The sequence below is a fragment of the Brotaphodocola sp. genome (assembly GCF_050873365.1).
In the GTDB taxonomy this organism is placed as follows: Bacteria; Bacillota; Clostridia; order Lachnospirales; family Lachnospiraceae; genus Brotaphodocola.
On sequence record NZ_JBNMIQ010000005.1, the window covers coordinates 68,358 to 89,067 of the forward strand.

13 protein-coding genes are annotated in these 20,710 nt (G+C 42.2%); all 13 read left to right on the forward strand.

Annotated elements, in window-relative coordinates:
- Positions 1-3: 3 nt before the first annotated feature.
- The 13 genes from ACR0QT_RS04015 (at position 4) to ACR0QT_RS04075 (ending at position 20,336) form a co-directional block, all read left to right on the forward strand.
- Positions 4-942 (forward strand): glycosyltransferase family 2 protein, encoded by a 939-nt coding sequence (locus ACR0QT_RS04015; RefSeq protein WP_432629603.1) that lies wholly within the window; start codon positions 4-6, stop codon positions 940-942.
- Between the two features lie 232 nt (positions 943-1,174).
- Entirely contained in the window at positions 1,175-2,365 is a 1,191-nt protein-coding gene (locus ACR0QT_RS04020) for a CDP-glycerol glycerophosphotransferase family protein (RefSeq protein ID WP_432629604.1), read from the forward strand.
- A complete protein-coding gene (locus ACR0QT_RS04025) occupies positions 2,355-3,872 on the forward strand; it encodes an oligosaccharide flippase family protein (RefSeq protein WP_432629605.1) in 1,518 nt (505 codons plus the stop codon). The genes ACR0QT_RS04020 and ACR0QT_RS04025 overlap by 11 nt, the downstream gene beginning before the upstream one ends.
- A gap of 368 nt (positions 3,873-4,240) precedes the next feature.
- Complete coding sequence (locus ACR0QT_RS04030; protein ID WP_432629606.1) at positions 4,241-5,479, forward strand: nucleotide sugar dehydrogenase; 1,239 nt, start codon at positions 4,241-4,243, stop codon at positions 5,477-5,479.
- Between the two features lie 192 nt (positions 5,480-5,671).
- Positions 5,672-7,303 (forward strand): hypothetical protein, encoded by a 1,632-nt coding sequence (locus ACR0QT_RS04035; protein ID WP_432629607.1) that lies wholly within the window; start codon positions 5,672-5,674, stop codon positions 7,301-7,303.
- 103 nt (positions 7,304-7,406) lie between these two features.
- The gene (locus ACR0QT_RS04040) at positions 7,407-9,077 is read left to right on the forward strand and encodes an AAA family ATPase (protein WP_432629608.1); all 1,671 of its coding nucleotides are present in this window, start codon (positions 7,407-7,409) and stop codon (positions 9,075-9,077) included.
- 242 nt (positions 9,078-9,319) lie between these two features.
- Positions 9,320-11,491, forward strand: a complete 2,172-nt coding sequence (locus ACR0QT_RS04045) for a hypothetical protein (RefSeq protein WP_432629609.1) — start codon at positions 9,320-9,322, stop codon at positions 11,489-11,491.
- Between the two features lie 54 nt (positions 11,492-11,545).
- The gene (locus ACR0QT_RS04050) at positions 11,546-11,743 is read left to right on the forward strand and encodes a hypothetical protein (RefSeq protein ID WP_432629610.1); all 198 of its coding nucleotides are present in this window, start codon (positions 11,546-11,548) and stop codon (positions 11,741-11,743) included.
- Positions 11,744-11,813: 70 nt separating this feature from the next.
- Entirely contained in the window at positions 11,814-13,472 is a 1,659-nt protein-coding gene (locus ACR0QT_RS04055; RefSeq protein WP_432629611.1) for an SEC-C metal-binding domain-containing protein, read from the forward strand.
- Positions 13,473-13,721: 249 nt separating this feature from the next.
- Positions 13,722-15,206, forward strand: a complete 1,485-nt coding sequence (locus ACR0QT_RS04060; RefSeq protein ID WP_432629612.1) for an AAA family ATPase — start codon at positions 13,722-13,724, stop codon at positions 15,204-15,206.
- Between the two features lie 426 nt (positions 15,207-15,632).
- Positions 15,633-16,724, forward strand: a complete 1,092-nt coding sequence (locus tag ACR0QT_RS04065) for a carbamoyl phosphate synthase small subunit (protein ID WP_432629613.1) — start codon at positions 15,633-15,635, stop codon at positions 16,722-16,724.
- Positions 16,724-19,927: a carbamoyl-phosphate synthase large subunit gene (gene carB, locus ACR0QT_RS04070; RefSeq protein ID WP_432629614.1), complete on the forward strand. Its 3,204-nt coding sequence runs from the start codon at positions 16,724-16,726 to the stop codon at positions 19,925-19,927. Before ACR0QT_RS04065 ends, carB begins: the two co-directional genes overlap by 1 nt.
- 88 nt (positions 19,928-20,015) lie before the next feature.
- The gene (locus ACR0QT_RS04075) at positions 20,016-20,336 is read left to right on the forward strand and encodes a cyclic-di-AMP receptor (RefSeq protein WP_432629615.1); all 321 of its coding nucleotides are present in this window, start codon (positions 20,016-20,018) and stop codon (positions 20,334-20,336) included.
- The last annotated feature ends 374 nt before the right edge of the window (positions 20,337-20,710 follow it).

Genomic DNA, 20,710 nt, shown 5'->3' on the forward strand with positions numbered 1-20,710 from the left:
ATTATGCAAGATATATTTGTTTCTGTTATTGTACCAGTTTATAATGTGGAAAAGTATTTAAAAGAATGTGTGGATAGTATTCTGGGACAATCTTGGCAAAATTATGAGATGATTTTAGTTGATGATGGTTCTACTGATTCGTCTGGAAAAATATGTGATGATTATGCTTTAAAAAATAAGAAGATAAAAGTAGTTCATAAGAAAAATGGTGGTTTGTCATCGGCAAGAAATTCTGGGATTGATATTGCTAAGGGAAATTATATTGCTTTTGTAGATAGTGATGATGTTCTTCATACTGATTACTTAAAAGTAATGATAGAGTTGATAAAAAAGGAGAGTGCTGATTTAGTAGCATGTGATTTTGTTAAAGGAATGAATTGTTGTTGGGAAAAAAATATAGAGCAACAATTAGATATTCGTTGTGGTGATGATGTTTTGGACCAGATGAATAATAATGATGTTATCGTCACAGTTGCTTGGAATAAATTGTATGATAAAAAGTTTTTTCAGGATTATCAACTACGTTATCCTGAAGGAAAAATTCATGAGGATATGTTTTTGACTCCACAGATATTACATCTTGCTAAAAAAATGGTGATCACTAATCAAAAATTATATTTTTATCGTCAGAGAGAAAATAGTATTATGAATTCTAAATTTTCTAAGAAACAATTAGATATTTTAGAAGCAATTGAATTTAGAATAACATTATTAAACAAATGGAATAAGACAGAGCTTTTAGTGAGAGAATATGAAAGCTATATTAGAAAGTGTAAAGAACTATATCAAAAGATGCAAAAAGATGATTCACAGGTATATCAGAAAGCATGTGACAAAATCGAAGCCAAAATTAAGGAAATAAGTAAAAATCCAATAATATTTAATGAGTTAAATTGGAAGTATAAAATAAAACTTATATTATTTTTGGTATTTAAGCGATAAACAGAGGTTAAAGGTTTTATATAAAGTAAAAATATCTTGTTATAGTTTTATAATTGAAGTTTTTTGAGTGCAGATTTGAAATGAGGGTTCAGCTGTAACAAGAAAATTGAATGCTATAAAATATTTATTTTAACAAATACGGGAATATCTATTATAATGGCATATTTGTGTAAGAAGAAATAGCAAAATTTTTTATAGTTGAGGGTTCTTGATTAAATGGGAAGGGGAACAAATGCAAATTTATGAATTTAAAAGAAAAATTTGGTCGTGGAAAGTTTATAAAGATCTAAAGAAAAATATAATAAAGATATTTTATTTACTTCCAATACAGAGAAATAAGATTGTATTTGATAATTTTGGAGGCAAAGGATTTGGTGACGATCCAAAGTATATTGCACAAGAATTGCTTCAGGAGATGCCAAAATTAAAATTAATTTGGGTAACAACTGATGTTCATACAAAATTACCAAGTGGCATTAAACCAGTAAAGTATGGAACTATTAGAGCAGCATATCATTGGATTACAGCAAAGATTTGGGTGGATAATATTAAGTCAACAATTCGTCCAGAGAAGAGAAGAGGACAATTTTATATTCAAACATGGCATTCAACGCTTGGATTTAAGAAAAATGAAGCAGATGCATCAGATTTACCGTTAGTTTATTTAAAACAATCAAAAGAAGATGGAAAATGTATTGATTTAATGTATTCAGATAATGATTTTCGTTATGATAAATATAAGAATCGATTTTGGTATGAAGGAGAGGTAATTAAATGTGATGTACCTCGAATGAGTATACTTTTGAAACAAGATCAAACATTGCATGGAAAAGTATATCAAGAATTGAAAATTCCAAACGACAAAAAAATTGTTTTATATGCACCTACATTTCGAAAAAATACGGATAAAATGATTTACAAAATGAATGTGAAAGCAGTTTGCAAGGCTCTTAATAATAAATTTGGTGCTTCATTTGAATTTGTAATGCGTTTGCATCCTAATGAAGCAGAGCTTGCAAAAGATATAATGCAAGAGGAAAATATTATAAATGCAACATATTATCCAGATATGCAAGAGCTTCTTGCTGTGTCCGATGTATTGATTACGGATTATTCTGGGTGTATGTTTGATTTTGGTTTTGCTAGAAAACCTGTTTTCTTATTGGCGAAAGATGTAGAAAAGTACTTAAGGGAAGAACGAGAATGGTATTTTACATTATCAGAGGTTCCATTTGATTTAGCTCAATCAGATGAAATGTTAATACATAATATTATGGAATTTGACAATCAAAAATATATGCAAAAATGTAAGATGTTTGAACAGAAAGTTGGTTTTTCTGACATGGGAAATGGTGCAAAACAAATCTCTAATTTAATTTTGGAGCAAATAAATAAGGAGTATAATATAAACAATGGCAAGTAGAACTAAAAATGCAACTCGAAATATCATATGGGGAATTACTTATAAAGTTTCAACTTTATTGCTTCCTTTTATAGTTCGTACAGTAATGATTTATTCGCTTGGTTCAGAATATTTGGGTTTAAGCAGTTTATTTACGTCTGTTTTAAATGTTCTAAGTCTTGCAGAATTAGGAGTAGGAAGTGCGATGGTTTATGCGATGTATAAACCTATTGCGGAAAAAGATACCTATACGGTATGCGCTTTACTAAATCTTTATAAAAAAATATATCGAATTATTGGTATAGTTATTATTTGCGCAGGCTTAATAATTATGCCATTTTTAAGGAGATTTATTTCTGGTGATGTACCTAATGATGTTAATATTTATATACTGTTTATAATTTACTTAGTAAATACTGCAGGAAGTTATTTATTGTTTGCCTATCAAGCATCAGTTTTAAATGCGAGTCAGAGAAATGATGTGGCAAGTAAAGTAAATATGTTTACAGGTATTACTAAGAATCTACTTCAAATTATAGTTTTAATACTCTGGCACAATTATTATGGTTATGTTGTTTTGTTACCACTAACTTCTTTGACTGCTAATATTATTTTAGCTTTTTGCGCTTGGAAAATGTATCCAGAGTATGTTTGCCGAGGACAGGTGGAGACTCGATTGGTCAAAGAAATTAAAGGTAAGGTTATGGCACTATTTGCAGTTAAAATTACCAATGTTATTTATAATTCTGTTGATAGTATTGTCATTTCAGCATTTTTGGGTTTGGTTGCTTTGGCGAAATATAATAACTATTATTATATTATGAATGCGATTATTTCTATTGTAACAGTCGTGTTTACTTCAATTATTTCTTCTATTGGAAACAGTATTGTATTGGAAAGCGATCAAAAAAATTACCATGATTACATGAATCTTTCTTTTATCAATGCATGGATTGTGGGATGGTGTACAGTTTGTTTATTTTGTTTATATCAACCATTTATGAAACTTTGGGTTGGAGAAGACCTTATGTTTGGGATGGGAATAGTTGTTTGCTTTTGCATATATTTTTATGCATTTCAATTGAAGTCTGTACAGAGCGCATATAAAGATGCTGCCGGACTTTGGAAAGAAGATATGTGGCGTTCATATGCAGCAAATATTTTCAACTTAGTAATGAATATTATATTGGTAAAGACAATTGGAATTTATGGTATTCTTTTATCGACAATTTTGGCATTAACTTTGATTACATATCCGTGGCAGACTTGGATGATCCATAAAAAATTATTTCATTGTAGTATGTGGCCGTATTTAATAAAACTTGGAATATATACGATAGTTACTTTAATTGCTTGTGGAGTGACGTATTTCATTTGTACATTAATAACGGAAGAGAATATTTTATCATTTTTCATTAAAATTATTATTTGTATGATTGTTCCCAATATAACATTTTTAATTGCTATGTTTAGAATGAAAGAATTTAAAGAAACAATTAAAATTGTTAGACGAGTTTTAAAAAAATAATATATTGCTAGCGCTATTGTTACTTCTAAATGAGCAATAAAGTGATACTTGTCTACAATGATTTGGTTCTATACTGAATATTGAAAGTATATTTTCTAATACACCTCAACATTCAGTATAGAAGCAAAAAAATGTAAAGTATTTGTTGAAAAACTGGAGACTGAAATATAACAAATTTTGTTACAGGGATGAATTGTTCGCTGACCTGTGATATACTGGAGCCATGGGAAACTGTGGCTCTTTTTCTATTTCATAAGAAATACCGTTCTATGGAATAAAAATGTTCTGAAAATGGCGCATAGAAAATTTGATATAAGGTTGTGCTCTAATAGGGTACAACAGAAGCAAAGAAAAAGGAGAACAATACTATGAAAATTGCAGTGGCAGGAACGGGATATGTTGGTCTTTCGATTGCGACATTGCTTGCGCAACACCATGAAGTTACAGCAGTGGATATTATTCCTGAAAAGGTTGAATTGATCAATAACAGAAAATCTCCAATTCAGGATGAGTACATTGAAAAATATCTGGCTGAAAAGGAATTGAAATTAACCGCGACTCTGGATGCAAAGAAGGCTTACAGCGATGCTGATTTTGTAGTGATTGCAGCGCCTACGAATTATGACAGCAGAAAAAATTTCTTTGATACATCCGCAGTTGAATCTGTCATCCAGTTGGTGATGGAATCTAATCCGAATGCGATGATGGTGATCAAGAGTACAATTCCAGTGGGATATACGGAATCTGTTCGAAAAAAATTCCACTGTGATAATATTCTTTTTAGTCCGGAGTTTTTGCGGGAGAGTAAAGCCTTGTATGATAATCTCTATCCATCACGCATTATCGTTGGTACGGATGTGAACGATCCAAGACTTGTAGAATCAGCGCATATATTTGCGGGACTTTTGCAGGAGGGCGCAATCAAAGAAAACATTGATACGTTGATTATGGGATTTACTGAGGCAGAGGCGGTAAAACTTTTTGCAAATACTTATTTGGCTCTGCGAGTATCGTACTTCAATGAGCTGGATACCTATGCAGAAATGAAAGGACTCAATACCCAGCAGATTATTAATGGCGTTTGCCTTGATCCGCGTATTGGATTTTTCTATAACAATCCGTCTTTTGGATACGGCGGTTACTGTTTACCAAAGGATACGAAACAGCTTTTGGCAAACTATGATAATGTTCCGCAGAATATGATGACGGCTATTGTGGAGTCAAATAAAACGAGAAAAGATTTCATCGCAGACCGGGTACTGCAAAAGGCCGGATATTATGCGTATGGCGATGAAAATACCTATGATGCTTCGATGGAAAAGGATGTTGTGATTGGAGTGTATCGGTTGACGATGAAGGCAAATTCGGATAATTTCCGTCAGTCTTCGATTCAGGGAGTGATGAAGCGAATCAAGGCAAAGGGAGCAACCGTGATTATTTATGAACCGACACTCGAAGATGGGACAACGTTCTTTGGAAGTAAAGTTGTGAATGATTTGCAGAAGTTTAAAGAGCAAAGCCATGCGATTATTGCAAATCGATATGATGAGTGTTTGGATGATGTGAAAGATAAAGTGTATACAAGAGATTTGTACGGCAGAGATTAAAGGAAATTTCAGATTTTTGTTGGTGATTAAGGTGGAGTGGAAAAAATTCTACCTTAATCACCAGTTAGCAATGTTATGTTCACTTATGCTTATAAAGTGTATGTAGGAAAGACAAGCTGGGGTGTAATGATAAGGTGAAGTCATTGTACCCTGTTTTTTGTCTTTGAATATAACGGGAGAGGAAGTGGAGAAATGGTGGGATGGGGAATTCTTTTTATTGCTATTTTTTTGGCTATTTTTGGTGCGATGGTGCAAATGTGGAAAGGACTTCCTAAGTGGATAGTAGCTGTGTGCGCCACTATTGTCTCGTTGAGTGGGAGCGTTGCAGGAAGTTATCTTTACGAGAATTTGAAACCTTTTCTTCCTCCCATAAGTAACACGACTTCATCGGATGGCATGACGAAGCAGGATATGGGGGAAAGCAATGATATTATGCAAAATGAAGAATTGCCGGGACAAAACAATGAGTTGCCAGATGGAAATTCTGATTTTGATAACACAAATTTTGAAGAAACTATACCAGATACCGCGGAAAATGAAAGTACAGAGTCTGAAGATAGACAAGAATCTCCATCTTATGATACGGAACCCGAGACGACTTATAGTAACGAGACTGTTTTAAATACCGGTGTGGAGGTTACAAAGGAGAATATTTCACCATTATATAATATAGAGGATATCACAGGTGTGTCGACGGTTACGGGAAAAATTAAAAATGAGGGACAAAAAAATCGTTATAAGTTTACATCTGGAGTTAATGGAGTCTATCGCTTTGATTCAGATTTGAGTGCAGGAGGGAGTGTAAAGATACGAATTAGTGGAGAAAGTGATGAAACAATAGATTCGGGCACGAATAATCTGACAATATATTTGGAGAAAAATAAAACTTATATTATGAGTGTTGAATATCGCAATGGACCATGCGATTATATAATAAAGATTGGCGTACCAAATGAACTTGCAGATGTTACTGGAAGTACGAGCGTTTCTGGTAGTATTACTTATCAAGATCAGAATGATCAGTATCGTTATGTGGCTCCAGTTAGTGGAAGGTATCGCTTTGATTCAGATTTGAGTGCAGGAGGGAGTGTAAAGATACGGATTAGTGGAGAAAATGGTAATTCGCTTTCCTCAAATACAAATGCTTTGACGATAGATCTGGAAGCGGGAAAAACTTATATTTTAAATATTGCTTATCGAAACGGATCGTGTGATTATACAATTAATATTGGTGTGCCGGTTGCAATAGCAGATATTAGCGGTGCAAATGTTGTAGCTGGAAGTATCAGATATCAGGATCAAGGTGACAGATATCGCTATACGGCTCCGATCAGTGGAATATATCGTTTTGACACGGATTTGAGTGCAGGAGGGAGTGTAAAGATACGGATTAGTGGAGAAAATGGTAATTCCCTTTCTTCAAGTACCAACGCTTTGACAATAAATTTGGAAGCAGGAAAGACCTATATTCTAAGTGTTGAATATCGAGATGTCCCTTGTGATTATACGGTCAATATTGGTGTTCCGATTGCAGTGACAGATATTACGGAAGAGGGTTATATCTCTGGTTGTATCCGATATAGGGATCAAACGGATAGGTATTTGTATACTGCACCAGATACTGGAACTTATAGATTATCCACAGATCTTGATGCTGGAGGAAAAGTGAAAGTACGAATTGGTGGAGAAAATGGAAATTCAATTAAATATGCGATTAATGATCTTTCTGTTAATTTAGAGGAGGGAAAGACCTATATGTTGAGTGTAGAGTATGAAAATGGACCGTGTTTTTATGAAGTATTTATTGAGGAAGATTATGATTAGTCTATTGTAAATTGCTAGCTTTATGTTAATGTTAGTAACTCGTAAGAAAGTAACTTATGAGTTACTAACTCAAGGGTATAATTGTAAGAAAGGATGAGCAACCGTGAAAAATCTAAATATTCCTGTTGGTGTTTCAGATTTCGAAGAAATTCGCAAGAACGGATATTATTATGTTGATAAGTCTGGTTTGATTGAAGAACTTCTTAAGACAACTGGAACAAAGGTGACATTGATTACTCGTCCGCGCCGGTTTGGGAAAACACTTGGAATGAGTATGCTGGAAAGTTTTTTTGACATTCGGAAAAATAGCAAAGAGATATTTGCTGATCTTGAAATTTCAAAGAATCAAGAGTTTTGTGATGAGTGGATGAATCAATGGCCGACGGTCTTTGTCTCATTTCGACAGGTAGACGGTTTGGATTTTACTGGTGCATATGGAATGTTGGCACTGGTAATTTCCGATCTGTATAAAGAGCATTTATATTTGCTTGATAGTGACAAAATTACAGATTATGACAAAGAAATTGTAAAACAATTAATCCGAAGAAATGCGTCTATAACAGATACGAAGGGCAGTCTGATGTTGCTTACAAGATTGTTGCAACAATATTATGGAAAGCCTGTAATTCTTCTGATTGACGAATACGATGTTCCGGTGGCGAAAGCAAATGCTCAAGGTTATTATGATGAGATGCTTGATGTCATGAAGGGTTTGATGCAGGCATTAAAAGATAATCAGTCGCTTCGTTTTGCTGTGATTACGGGATGTTTGAAAATTGCAAAAGAAAGTATTTTTACAGGGACAAATAATTTTGTTTCCGATACGATTACAGCCTCTCGTCTGAATGAGTATTTTGGTTTTGTGCAGAGTGAAGTAAACCAGATACTCAAGGATGCAGATATGCTAGACCAGTCGGATAATATGAAGATGTGGTATGACGGTTACCATTTTGGTGATTTTGACGTGTATTGTCCGTGGGACGTCATGAATTACCTTTTAGAATTGCAACGCAATCCAAACGCCAAACCTGTAAGCTACTGGAAAAATACGAGTGACAATGCGATTATTCGATCGTTTATCGATTATGCAGGGAGCAATATCACAAAAAAACTTGAAACTTTGATGGCAGGGGGCTATATCGTTCAGAATATAGATGAAAATTTGACCTATGATTATCTACATTCTTCGGAAGATAATCTTTGGAGTGTGTTGTATTTGACTGGGTATTTGACGAAAGTGAGAGAAAAAAACTGTGACAGTGAGTTGCCGGAAGATGCCATTGCGCTTATGATTCCGAATAGAGAAATCAAGGAGATCTTTGAAACGACAGTAATCAAATGGTTTTATGATAGTGCGAGAAAATGGAATAGAAATGGACTGTTTGATGCGGTCTGGAATGGCGACAGCGAGAAACTCACGGAAGAAATGAATGTTCTTTTGCGGAGAACGATCAGTTATCACGATTACAGAGAGGATTTCTATCATGCTTTTTTAGCAGGGATTTTCACTGGTGCAGGGTACATGGTGGACTCGAATAAGGAGCATGGGGAAGGACGGAGTGATGTGATTGTCTATGACTCCATTCATGGTCGGCTGGCGATTTTTGAAGCAAAATATACGAAATCGTTGAAAAATTTGGAAAATGAATGTGAGATTGCTCTGCAACAGATTGATGATCGGATGTATGCGAAAGAATTTGAGGATGATTATGACCAGATTCTTTGTTACGGTATCTCATTTTTCAAGAAACGCTGTATGGTAAGGAAAAAGTAGGTTACTGTTACTGCGCGCGTGCGTGTGAACAGTAACGAATTTTCTAGACAGCAGAAGAAATAGAAAGAATAGTATTGGATTTTTATGTAGACCTTGCCAAGTTTTCCATTCAATGCTACAATCAGAAAAAAGAAATTCTAGATAAGATCAAATATACGCAGAAGATTTGGCTAAATATGCAAGATCCAATAAGCATATGGAGTGGGAAATAGGTGCATAAAGAAACAAAGGAGAATATGATTATGAAAAACAAGAAACTGATCACGGCGACGGCGGCAGCGATCCTTTATTTATCGGCGGCGACGTTTCCGGCGTGGGCAGCGGGCAACTGGCAGCAGGACGCGCAGGGAAAGTGGCAGTATGAGGAAAATGGCGCGATTGCTCAGGATAAATGGGTGAATGTCACCGATGGTCGTTGTTATGTAGATGAGAATGGATACCGCAAGGAGAATGAGTGGTTTTCGATTGCGTCCATTCCGACGGAGCCGAAGGACAAAGTCCGTTATACCTGGTACTATGCCGGCGCAGATGGAAAGATCTATATGAATGGATGGTACACGATTGACGGTCACGACTATTACTTTGGAAAGGGCGGAAACTGTACGCTTGACGGAATCATCACTGTCGATGACAAGAAGTACTATATTTCCAAGGACAATGGTTGTATGAGTGGCGGTTGGTTCCACATTGACCGGACGAATGATCAGGGTGTCTCCTATTCAACTTGGTACTATGCATCTGCAGATCGCTCTTTGTATTGCAATGGCTGGTTTGATATTGATGGCGGTAGCTTTTATTTCTATGAGTGGGGTAACGCTCCGAGAAATGCCTGGGTCAACCTGGATGAGAAGCGATACTACATTGGAGAGAATGGACTGGAGAAAAATGGTTGGTTCTCCGTTTCTGGAATCAATAAAAATGGTGACGAGTACACAAACTGGTACTATGCAGGCTCAGACGGTGACATTCGACGTGCCGGATTTTCTCAGATTGGAGAGGATACGTACTATTTTGATCAGAACGGTTTGAATTATCGTGCACGCTGGTTTGCCGATGATGAGAAGAATCGTTATTACCTGAATGCGGATGGAAAGGTAGAAAAAGATTGGTTCAATGTTCCGACAATAAATAAGGACGGAGCGAGTGTCGATCACTGGTATTATGGCGGTGAGGATGGCAAGGTACTCAAGAACGGTTATTATGATCTTGATGGAAAGACCTACTATTTTGACCAGAACGGATCGAGATATCAGAGCCGTTGGATGAATCTGAAGAATGGCAAGCGCCAGTATTTCGATGAGAATGGCGTGATGCAGAGAAGTTGTTGGTTTTCACTCGATAAGACAAAGGCAGATGGAACACCGTACACCGAATGGTACTATGCAGATGAGAATGGTTACCGCCTGAATCGTGGAATCTACACGATCGACGGCAAGCGTTATTTCATCAACAATAACGGAACGATGTTTACCGGCTGGTATACGATGAAGACCGGAGACCGCTATTACTGCGGAGAGGACGGAGCTGTGGCAACTGGCTGGCAGATGCTCAAGATTCCGGTGGATTGGGATGCAAACGGTATTGTCGGTCGTTATGTCAAGGCGAACGGACGTGACGCATATTTCTATTTTGATGAGACGACGGGTGTGCTTACGCGCAGTCTGTCTGGAAATTATACGGAAATCAATGTCAATGGAACTTATTATTGCGTGGACAAGCGCGGAATCATGCAGAGAGGCTGGGGCAAGCTTCGCGACACTTCTCCGGAGATTGACGGCTTCCGCTATTATATGCCGGAGGCAACCGATACCTTGGCTCAGGGCGAGCGCGCAAGAGATTGCTGGGTAAAGACACTCGGCGCGGATGATATGGTTGGCGAGCTGACTGAGAACTGGTATCGTTTTGACAGCAATGGAATGGCAGTGCGTGCAGGAAGAAATGAGATTGTTCTGAAAGAATTTGACGGAAAGACGTATGCATTCGATGAAAATGGACGTACTCTCGACGGTTTCTGGGAGATCAACCGCGTGACGTACTACTTCAATATGGATGATAAGAATGCAGCGGCAACTGGAAAGATTCAAATCGATGATGGCAATGGAGTGACGGATTATTACTTCACGGATACCGGTTCGGCTTATACAGGTGTTTATGATGGTTCCCTCTACTATAAGGGAAGAATGCAGAAAGCTTTCCCGGGCAAGGGCTATGAGGCGATTTCGATTCCGGATGGAAATACGAAACTCGTTGATGAGGCAGGTAAGATTGTAGTCGGTCAGACTGTGACGGATGCAGATGGTAATGAGTGGACGACGGATGACAAGGGTGCAATCACGAAGAACGGAAGTCAGGACAGAAGAACTGCATTTGCACCGAGCGTTCGCGCATGGCAGAAGGGTGACGACAGAGACTGATGAAATCTCTTCTAATTCATACAATGTCAAATAGTTAGAAATAGGACAGACCGCTTGCCAGCGATGGTGGGTGGTCTGTCTGTTTTCGATGTTGAAGTTCTGGCGTTTTGGGCAGAAAATATCTGCGAAGAGTTTCCCTTTCCTTTGGGGAGTGGGTGGATTTTGTTTATGCAGGGAAAGAAACAGTTGAAGAATTTTTCATTTGATAGTAGAATATTTGAGGAATATTTGAAGGAAAAAGAAAATTCGTGAATTTGTCCGGAAATGGTTTCGGACTGCTGTCACTTTTAGGGGGACAGAATTAAGGAGGATAAATTAGAACATGATCGCATATCAGATAAAAATCACCGAGAAGAACAGAAAACCGGTTGCATGGAGACGCTGTCAGATTCCGGCAGGTCTGACCTATACCAGACTGGCTGAGATCTTGCTGGCGGTTTTGGAGCAGGATCAGGCTCTGCCTTTCGGATTTGAGTTCTATCATAAAAAAGTACGGATTCAGGAGAATGGAGCAGGTGTGTTTGGTGCAAGCACAGCTTACACGATGGAAGATGCTCAGACATCCGCGGATGAGCTGATGAACACGGAGGAGTGGTTTAGCTTCTTTGCTGGAAAAGACGGAAAATATCGTGTGGATATCGAGAAACAGCAGGAGAACGTGGACGCAGAAAGCCTGGTTGTGCTTCAGATCAAGGATGCAGAGATTGCAGATGCAGAGGGTGCAAAGAATGCCCTGAATCAGAAGTTAGCTACCGAGTTTGCTGTTTCCCAGACAGAAGCAAATGCAGAGGCGAATAGAGGAGCAAATACTGCCACTCAGAATGCCGAGGAGATCGCACAGGTTGAGAAGGCAATGAAGATCGCAGAGACTGCGGAGAAGAAAGAGGAAGCATTAGACGCTCAGTCTGCAATGCAGGAGGGTGTTGTGCTCAGCACTGAGTGGATTCTTCTGAATCAGGAGATGGATGCCTTAAAGAACATGGCAAAGAAGTGGCATCTCGCTCCGGCAAAGGAGGATGAGGCAGATCCGACGAAGGAGGAGCTTGCACAGAAACTTGCTGAGATCGTTCTTCAGCCGGAAAATATGCGCCAGAACCTTGTGACGATGAAGGATGTCTCCATTCATGTCTGGGAGCAGGTACTTGCAAATGAGGGTGCAACTGCGATTGAGCAGGAGAAAATGGAAGCCCTGATGCCGTTTTACTGGAATGGCTATGTGATGCTGTATCAGAATGGCACGGCTGCTGTTCCGGCAGAAGTAAAGGATGTTTACGCGCAGATCAACACGAAGGAATTCCATCACCGCAGATCTGAGGTAATCTGGATGCTCGACTGCCTGTACATGCACCGCATGATCTATGCAACCGTTCCGGTTTCTGTTATGGTGCAGATGTACCGTGGCAGAGAGGGATTTGAGGTAACTCCGAAGCAGTTTATGGAGATCTTTGAGGCAATCCCGGCAGACCAGAATCCGTGCGTGATCAAGGATGACCGTGTGATCCAGAAAGATGTGCTTCACGATGACGTTTACCGCAAGATTGAGCAGGGACGTCGGATGAAGGATTTCTCGATCCCGTCCGCAGAGGAAGTGCGCGACTGTGAGAAGCACGGCTATCCGTCTAAAAACCCGTCCTACCAGAAGCTCGCAACCTTCTTTGCAGACCAGATGGGACTGCGCGGTGCGTGGACGCAGGAGGCTGTCGCAGCAGTTTGGGAGATGACCGCGATGGGATACAGCCGTGATGAGATTCTTCATGAGTTGACCGAGATGGGAATGGAGTTCTCCATGAGCGCAAAGGAAGCTTTTGGTACTCTGTATCAGGAGGTTTGTGCAAATACGAGAATGTTCCGTTGCAGTGGCTACACCCTCGATGAGATGATGAAGGCACAGGCAAAGGGAATCCGCAAGATTTACCCGAATGATCCGTGTCCGTGTGGAAGCGGTAAGAAGTACAAGAAGTGCTGTGGACGCCTTCAGTAAAACGAAGAAAAAAAGTAAGGTCGAGTAAGTTAAACGTAAAGCCGAGCAAGTTAAAAGTAGAGCCAAGTAAGTAAAAAATAAAGCGAAGTAAGTTAAAACTGAAGTCAAGTAAGAGAAAGTCAAGTAAGACAAAAAAATCGAGAAATGAATGAATTTAAGAATTAATAAATAAATTTAAGAATTGATCGATCGATAAATGAATTTGAGAAATTTGAGAAGCGAGTGAAAAAGCGGAGAGGGGGTTCTGTCATGCCAGTATTTGATTTTAATGATGTCCCGGAGAAGGAGAGAACAGCGGAGTGCACCTACACGACGTTTTCTTCAAACAATTCGAACCCGACACCAGAGCAGCCGATTATGGTTTTGGATAATCAGAAACGGAAGTGGCAACATCATTCCTGTGGACGTTTCACAAATCCGGTGAAGCGGACTGCATTTGAGTTTGAGGAGGAGGACGGAACGGTCAGCGCAGATATCTTGCAGATTGATGCGCGTTTCGTCAGCCTGTTAAAGTGGCTGGGTGAGAACCACATCACGGTGCGCCTGTCCGGTGAGAACCAGGAGGACGGCTATGCTGTGTACAAGATTCGGGAGATTGCATTCGGAGGCGGTACAAAGCTGTCTGCGGAGGACGGTTTCTTGCAGTTTATGATTGAGAGACTGTTAGCAAGCAGTGCACCGGTAGAGGAGGAGAGCGAGGAGGAGACTGATGAGCTCGGCGATGACATGAAGCTCACAAGTCTTCAGAGCATCACGGACTTTATGACCTGTGCAGGAAGAACCCTGCCGGAGAATATTCGTCTGTGGGCACGCCGAAATCTTGCAGTCGCACGTTCCCACGAGGTTTCCCCGGAGGAGCGCCGTCACGCACAGCGCGCACTCTCGATCATGATGAATATCCAGTGGAAGAACAATTACTTTGAGTCGATTGACCCGAAGGAGGCACGCAGAATCCTCGATGAGGAGCTCTATGGCATGGAGCGCGTAAAACAGAGAATCATTGAGACGATCATCCAGATCAACCGCACGCATACGCTTCCGGCTTATGGTCTTCTGCTTGTCGGTCCGGCTGGTACCGGAAAGTCCCAGATCGCCTATGCGGTGGCAAGAATTCTGAAATTGCCGTGGACGACGCTTGACATGAGCTCGATCAATGATCCGGAGCAGTTGACCGGAAGTTCCCGAATTTACGCAAACGCGAAGCCGGGAATCATCATGGAGGCATTCTCAATGGCGGGAGAGTCCAACCTTGTCTTCATCATCAACGAGCTTGACAAGGCGGCTTCCGGAAAGGGAAATGGCAACCCGGCAGATGTGCTTCTGACGCTTCTTGACAACCTTGGATTTACGGATAACTACATGGAGTGTATGATCCCGACCGGAGGCGTTTACCCGATCGCGACCGCAAACGACAAGTCTCAGATCAGTGCACCGTTAATGTCCCGTTTTGCCGTGATCGACATTCCGGACTACACCGCGGAGGAGAAGAAGATCATCTTCTCGCGCTATGCTTTGCCGAAGGTTCTGCGCCGGATGAGCCTGCGCCCGGAGGAGTGCATTCTCACCGATGAGGGTCTTGATGCTGTGATTGAGCTTCATATGAAAACGAGCGGAATCCGTGACCTTGAGCAGGCAGCGGAGCATATCGCGGCAAATGCGCTCTACCAGATTGAGGTCGATCACCTCGAAAAAGTGGTCTTCACCGCCGAGATGGTAAAGAAATTGCTTGCTTAATAAATAATAATTGTAAAATTGTATTTTATTTTTGGGTATGTTTCATTCCTGATTATTTTATCCCCGACTTTTTCTGGAAATGGAGAGAGCCGGGGATTTTTATATACTGTCTTTAGAGTTTTTAGAAAAATTTCTCTAGTGGATTGCATCAGAAAACAGAACACGTTATAATAAAAAAACAGAGGACTAAATTTAATACAAAATCAGTGTTTGCAAAGGAAAAGCGTACTAACTTTAGTACGAAATCGGTGCTTGTAGAGAGAAAGCACACTAACCTTAGTACGAAATTAGCATTTGCAAAGATGAAACGTACTAAATTTAGTACTTAATTAGTACTTGCAAAAATTGAGAGAATCATGTATAATCTTATCAATTTGGGCTGAAATACGAAAGAGCCTGCAAAAAGAAAGGATAGGTACCCCGTATATGAAAGCATTTCTCATTCTGGAAGATGGCACCGTTTTTGAAGGAACAAGCATCGGTTCTACCAGAGAAGTAATCAGTGAAATCGTGTTCAATACTTCGATGACCGGTTACCTGGAGGTTCTCACAGATCCCTCCTACGCGGGACAGGCAGTTGTAATGACTTACCCGCTCATCGGCAACTATGGCATTTGTTATGAGGACATGGAGTCGGGACGGCCTTGGCCGGACGGCTATATTGTTCGTGAATTATCTCGGATCCCCAGCAATTTCCGCAGCGAGGATACCATCCAGCATTTCTTGGAAAAGTATGACATTCCCGGTATCAGTGGCATCGATACAAGAGCCCTCACAAAGATTTTAAGAGAAAAAGGAACCATGAACGGCATGATCACGACGAAGGAGTACGCTGATTTAGCAGAGCCGATTGCCCGCATGAAGGCTTACACCGTAAAGGGTGTGGTTAAGGCAACCTCCTGCAAGGAGAAGTATGTGCTCAAGCAGTCTGACAAGTTTGAGAAGCCGATCAAGAAAGTCGCTCTTCTCGATCTCGGTGCAAAGCGCAACATCGCCCGTTCTCTTGCAGAGCGCGGTTGTGAGGTGACGATCTACCCGTGCGATACAAGCGCAGAGGAGATCCTGGCATCGAACCCGGACGGCATCATGCTGTCAAACGGCCCTGGAGACCCGAAGGAGAATGTCGAGATCATCAAAGAGATCCGCAAGCTCTATGAGTCCAACGTGCCGATCTTTGCAATCTGCCTCGGTCATCAGCTGATGGCACTGGCAACCGGCGCTGACACCTTCAAGCTGAAGTATGGTCACCGCGGTGGCAACCATCCGGTAAAAGATCTCTCCACCGGAAGAGTGTACATCTCTTCTCAGAACCACGGCTATGCAGTGAATCCGGAGAGCTTGGACCCGAAGGTAGCTGAGCCAGCATTCACCAATGTCAATGACGGAACAAACGAGGGTCTGCGCTACGTTGGAAAGAACATTTTCACCGTACAGTATCATCCGGAGGCTTGTCCGGGACCGCAGGATTCTTCGTACCTGTTTGATCGTTTTATCACTATGATGGGAGGAAATGAATAATGCCTAAGATTCCTGGTATCAAGAAAGTTCTGGTTCTGGGTTCCGGCCCGATCGTCATCGGACAGGCGGCCGAGTTTGACTATGCGGGTACCCAGGCCTGCCGTTCCCTGAAAGAGGAGGGCATTGAGGTTGTTCTGTTAAACTCCAACCCGGCTACGATCATGACCGATAAGGACATCGCAGACCGCGTTTACATTGAGCCGTTGACGCTTGAGGTTGTGGAGCAGTTGATCAAGAAAGAGCGTCCGGACAGCATTCTTCCGACTCTGGGTGGACAGGCTGGACTGAACCTTGCAATGGAGCTTGAGGAGGCTGGTTTCTTAAAGGAGAACAACGTTCGCCTGATCGGTACGACAGCCCTGACGATCAAGAAGGCAGAGGATCGTGAGATGTTCAAGGAGACGATGGAGAAGATCGGTGAGCCGGTTGCTCCGTCCGACATTGTTGAGAACGTTGAGGATGGTCTTCGCATCGCAGAGCAGATCGGTTACCCGGTTGTGCTCCGTCCGGCATATACGCTCGGCGGTAGCGGTGGTGGTATCGCAGACAACCCGGAGCAGTGCCGTGAGATCCTTGAGAATGGTCTTCGTCTCTCCCGTGTAGGTCAGGTTCTTGTAGAGCGTTGCATCGCAGGATGGAAAGAGATCGAGTACGAGGTAATGCGAGACAGCGCAGGCAACGTAATCACCGTATGTAACATGGAGAACATCGACCCGGTTGGCGTTCACACCGGAGACAGTATCGTTGTGGCTCCGTCCCAGACTCTGGGCGATAAGGAGTACCAGATGCTCCGTACTTCTGCACTGAACATCATCACCGAGCTTGGTATCACCGGTGGATGTAACGTACAGTATGCACTTCATCCGATGAGCTTTGAGTACTGTGTTATCGAGGTAAACCCGCGTGTAAGCCGTTCTTCCGCACTGGCTTCCAAGGCAACCGGATACCCGATCGCAAAGGTAGCTGCAAAGATCGCTCTTGGTTATACGCTTGACGAGATCAAGAATGCAGTAACCAAGAAGACCTACGCAAGTTTCGAGCCGATGCTCGACTACTGTGTTGTCAAGATGCCGCGTCTGCCGTTCGATAAGTTCATCAGCGCAAAGAGAACGCTGGGAACTCAGATGAAGGCAACCGGTGAGGTTATGAGTATCTGCACGAACTTCGAGGGTGGTCTGATGAAGGCAATCCGTTCCCTCGAACAGCATGTAGACTGCCTGCGCTCCTATGATTTCACGGCTCTGACAAATGATGAGCTGATGAAACAGCTGGCACAGGTTGATGACCGTCGAATCTGGGTAATCGCAGAGGCACTGCGCCGTGGCATTTCCTACGAGGAGATCCATGCGATCACGAAGATTGACTTCTGGTTCATCGATAAGCTCGCAATTATCGTGGAGATGGAGAATAAACTGGAGAAGGGACCGCTGACTCCGGAGCTTCTGAAGGAAGCAAAGCGCATCGAGTTCCCGGACAACGTGATTTCCCGTCTGAGCGGTGTTCCGCAGGATGAGATCAAGGCAATGCGCCATGCAAACAACATCCGCGCTGCTTACAAGATGGTAGATACCTGTGCGGCAGAGTTCGCAGCAGAGACTCCTTACTACTATTCCTGCTTCGACGGCGTGAGCGAGGTTGAGGAGGAGCACTCCCGCAAGAAGGTTCTCGTTCTCGGTTCCGGCCCGATCCGTATCGGTCAGGGTATCGAGTTCGACTTCTGTTCCGTTCACAGTACCTGGGCATTTGCAAAGGAAGGCTATGAGACGATCATCGTCAACAACAACCCGGAGACCGTAAGTACCGACTTCGATATTGCTGACAAGCTGTACTTTGAGCCGTTGACCCCGGAGGATGTTGAGAGCATCGTGGACATCGAGAAGCCGGATGGAGCAGTCGTTCAGTTTGGTGGACAGACCGCAATCAAGCTGACCGAGTCCCTGATGAAGATGGGCGTTCCGATCCTTGGTACCGCAGCAGAGGATGTCGATGCGGCAGAGGATAGAGAGCTCTTCGATGAGATCCTTGAGAAGTGCCAGATTCCGCGTCCGGCAGGTCATACCGTATTCACCGCAGAGGAAGCAAAGAAGGCAGCAGAAAAGCTCGGTTATCCGGTTCTCGTTCGTCCGTCCTACGTTCTCGGTGGTCAGGGTATGCAGATCTGTATCAACGATCACGATGTGGATGAGTTCATCGGCATCATCAACCAGATCGCACAGGATCATCCGATCCTTGTCGACAAGTACATCATGGGTAAGGAGATCGAGGTCGACGCAGTTTGCGACGGTCAGGACATCCTGATCCCGGGTATTATGGAGCACATCGAGCGTACCGGTATCCATTCCGGAGATAGTATCTCCGTATATCCGGCACCGAGCATCACTCCGGTTGTCGAGGCAAAGCTCGTTGACTACACCGAGAAGCTCGCTCGTGCCCTTCATGTAAAGGGTATGATCAACATCCAGTTCATCGTCGATGGAGAGGATGTCTACATCATCGAGGTAAACCCGCGTTCTTCCAGAACCGTTCCGTACATCAGCAAGGTAACCGGAATCCCGATCGTTCCGTTAGCTACTCAGGTGATCTGTGGTCACACGATCCGCGAGCTTGGCTACGAGCCGGGTCTTCAGAAGAAGTCCGAGTATATTGCAATCAAGATGCCGGTATTCTCGTTTGAGAAGATCCGTGGCGCAGATATCAGCCTTGGACCGGAGATGAAGTCTACCGGTGAGTGCCTTGGTATCGCAAAGACCTTCAACGAGGCTCTGTACAAGGCATTCGAGGGCGCAGGCATCAAACTGCCGAAGCACAAGAACATGATCATCACCGTTCGTGAGTCCGAGCATCAGGATGTTGTTCCGATCGCAAGACGTTTCCAGAATGTTGGATACAAGATCTTTGCAACCCGCGGAACCGCAAAAGTGCTCAACGACAACGGCGTAAAGGCATTCCCGGTTAGAAAGATCGAGCAGGAGTCCCCGAACATCCTGGATCTGATCCTTGGTCATGAGATCGATCTCGTTATCGATATCCCGCACCAGGGCGCAGAGGCAAGCCATGATGGTTTTGTGATCCGTCGTAATGCAATCGAGACTGGCGTTCATGTACTGACGAGCCTTGATACGGCTGGTGCACTTGCAACAAGCCTTGAGAATCGTGCAAAAGAGCTGACTCTGATCGATATCGCAACCGTAAAGGGTCGCTAGAACTTAGTTTTCCATAAAATTGCCACGCCTGATAAGATTTGTCTTTTGTCAGGCGTGGTAATTTTGTTTAGAAAGGACGGTGTTCGCTATGGAAATGATGATGATTATCGTGCAGGAGCAGGATTATGAGAAACTGGCGGGGCTTTTGATCCGCAACCGGATTCTTGCGACAAAGTTTTTGACAGAGGGACTTTACACGAACAAGAAAAATATCACGCTGATGATCTGTATTGAGAAGGAGCGTGAGCAGGAAGTTCTTGACTATGTGCGCCAGAGCTGTACGGAGCGCTATGAGGATCGTCAGGTCTGGGAATACAACGGCAAGACGATGGTCGATGTCGTGCGAAACATCAAGATCGGCGGAGCAACCGTTATCATTTCAGAGGTGGATCGCGTTCTGAAATATTAAAAGATTAATAAATACTGAAGTACCGGAATACCGAAATACTGGAATACCGAAATCCCAAAGGATTTATTACGGACGGAAGGATTTATAGATTTATAAAGAAAAGAAAAAAGAAAACAGGAAACAGGAAGAAAAGAGGAGTGACTTTGCGGAAACTTCCCCAATTGGGGGTGGACATGGAGTCTCTCTCTTCTTTTCTTCCTTTTTGTGTTTTGTGTGTGCATGTTTTGTTTCTGTCTCCGTTGACAATTGCGAGTGTGGATGTGCTGATTGCCGATGGGGCAAAATTCGTTGCTGTTTGTGCAATGCATGAATTCTAATTTTAAAAAAATAAAAAAAAGAATCCGAGGAATTTGGAAAAAAGAGATGTTGTCAGA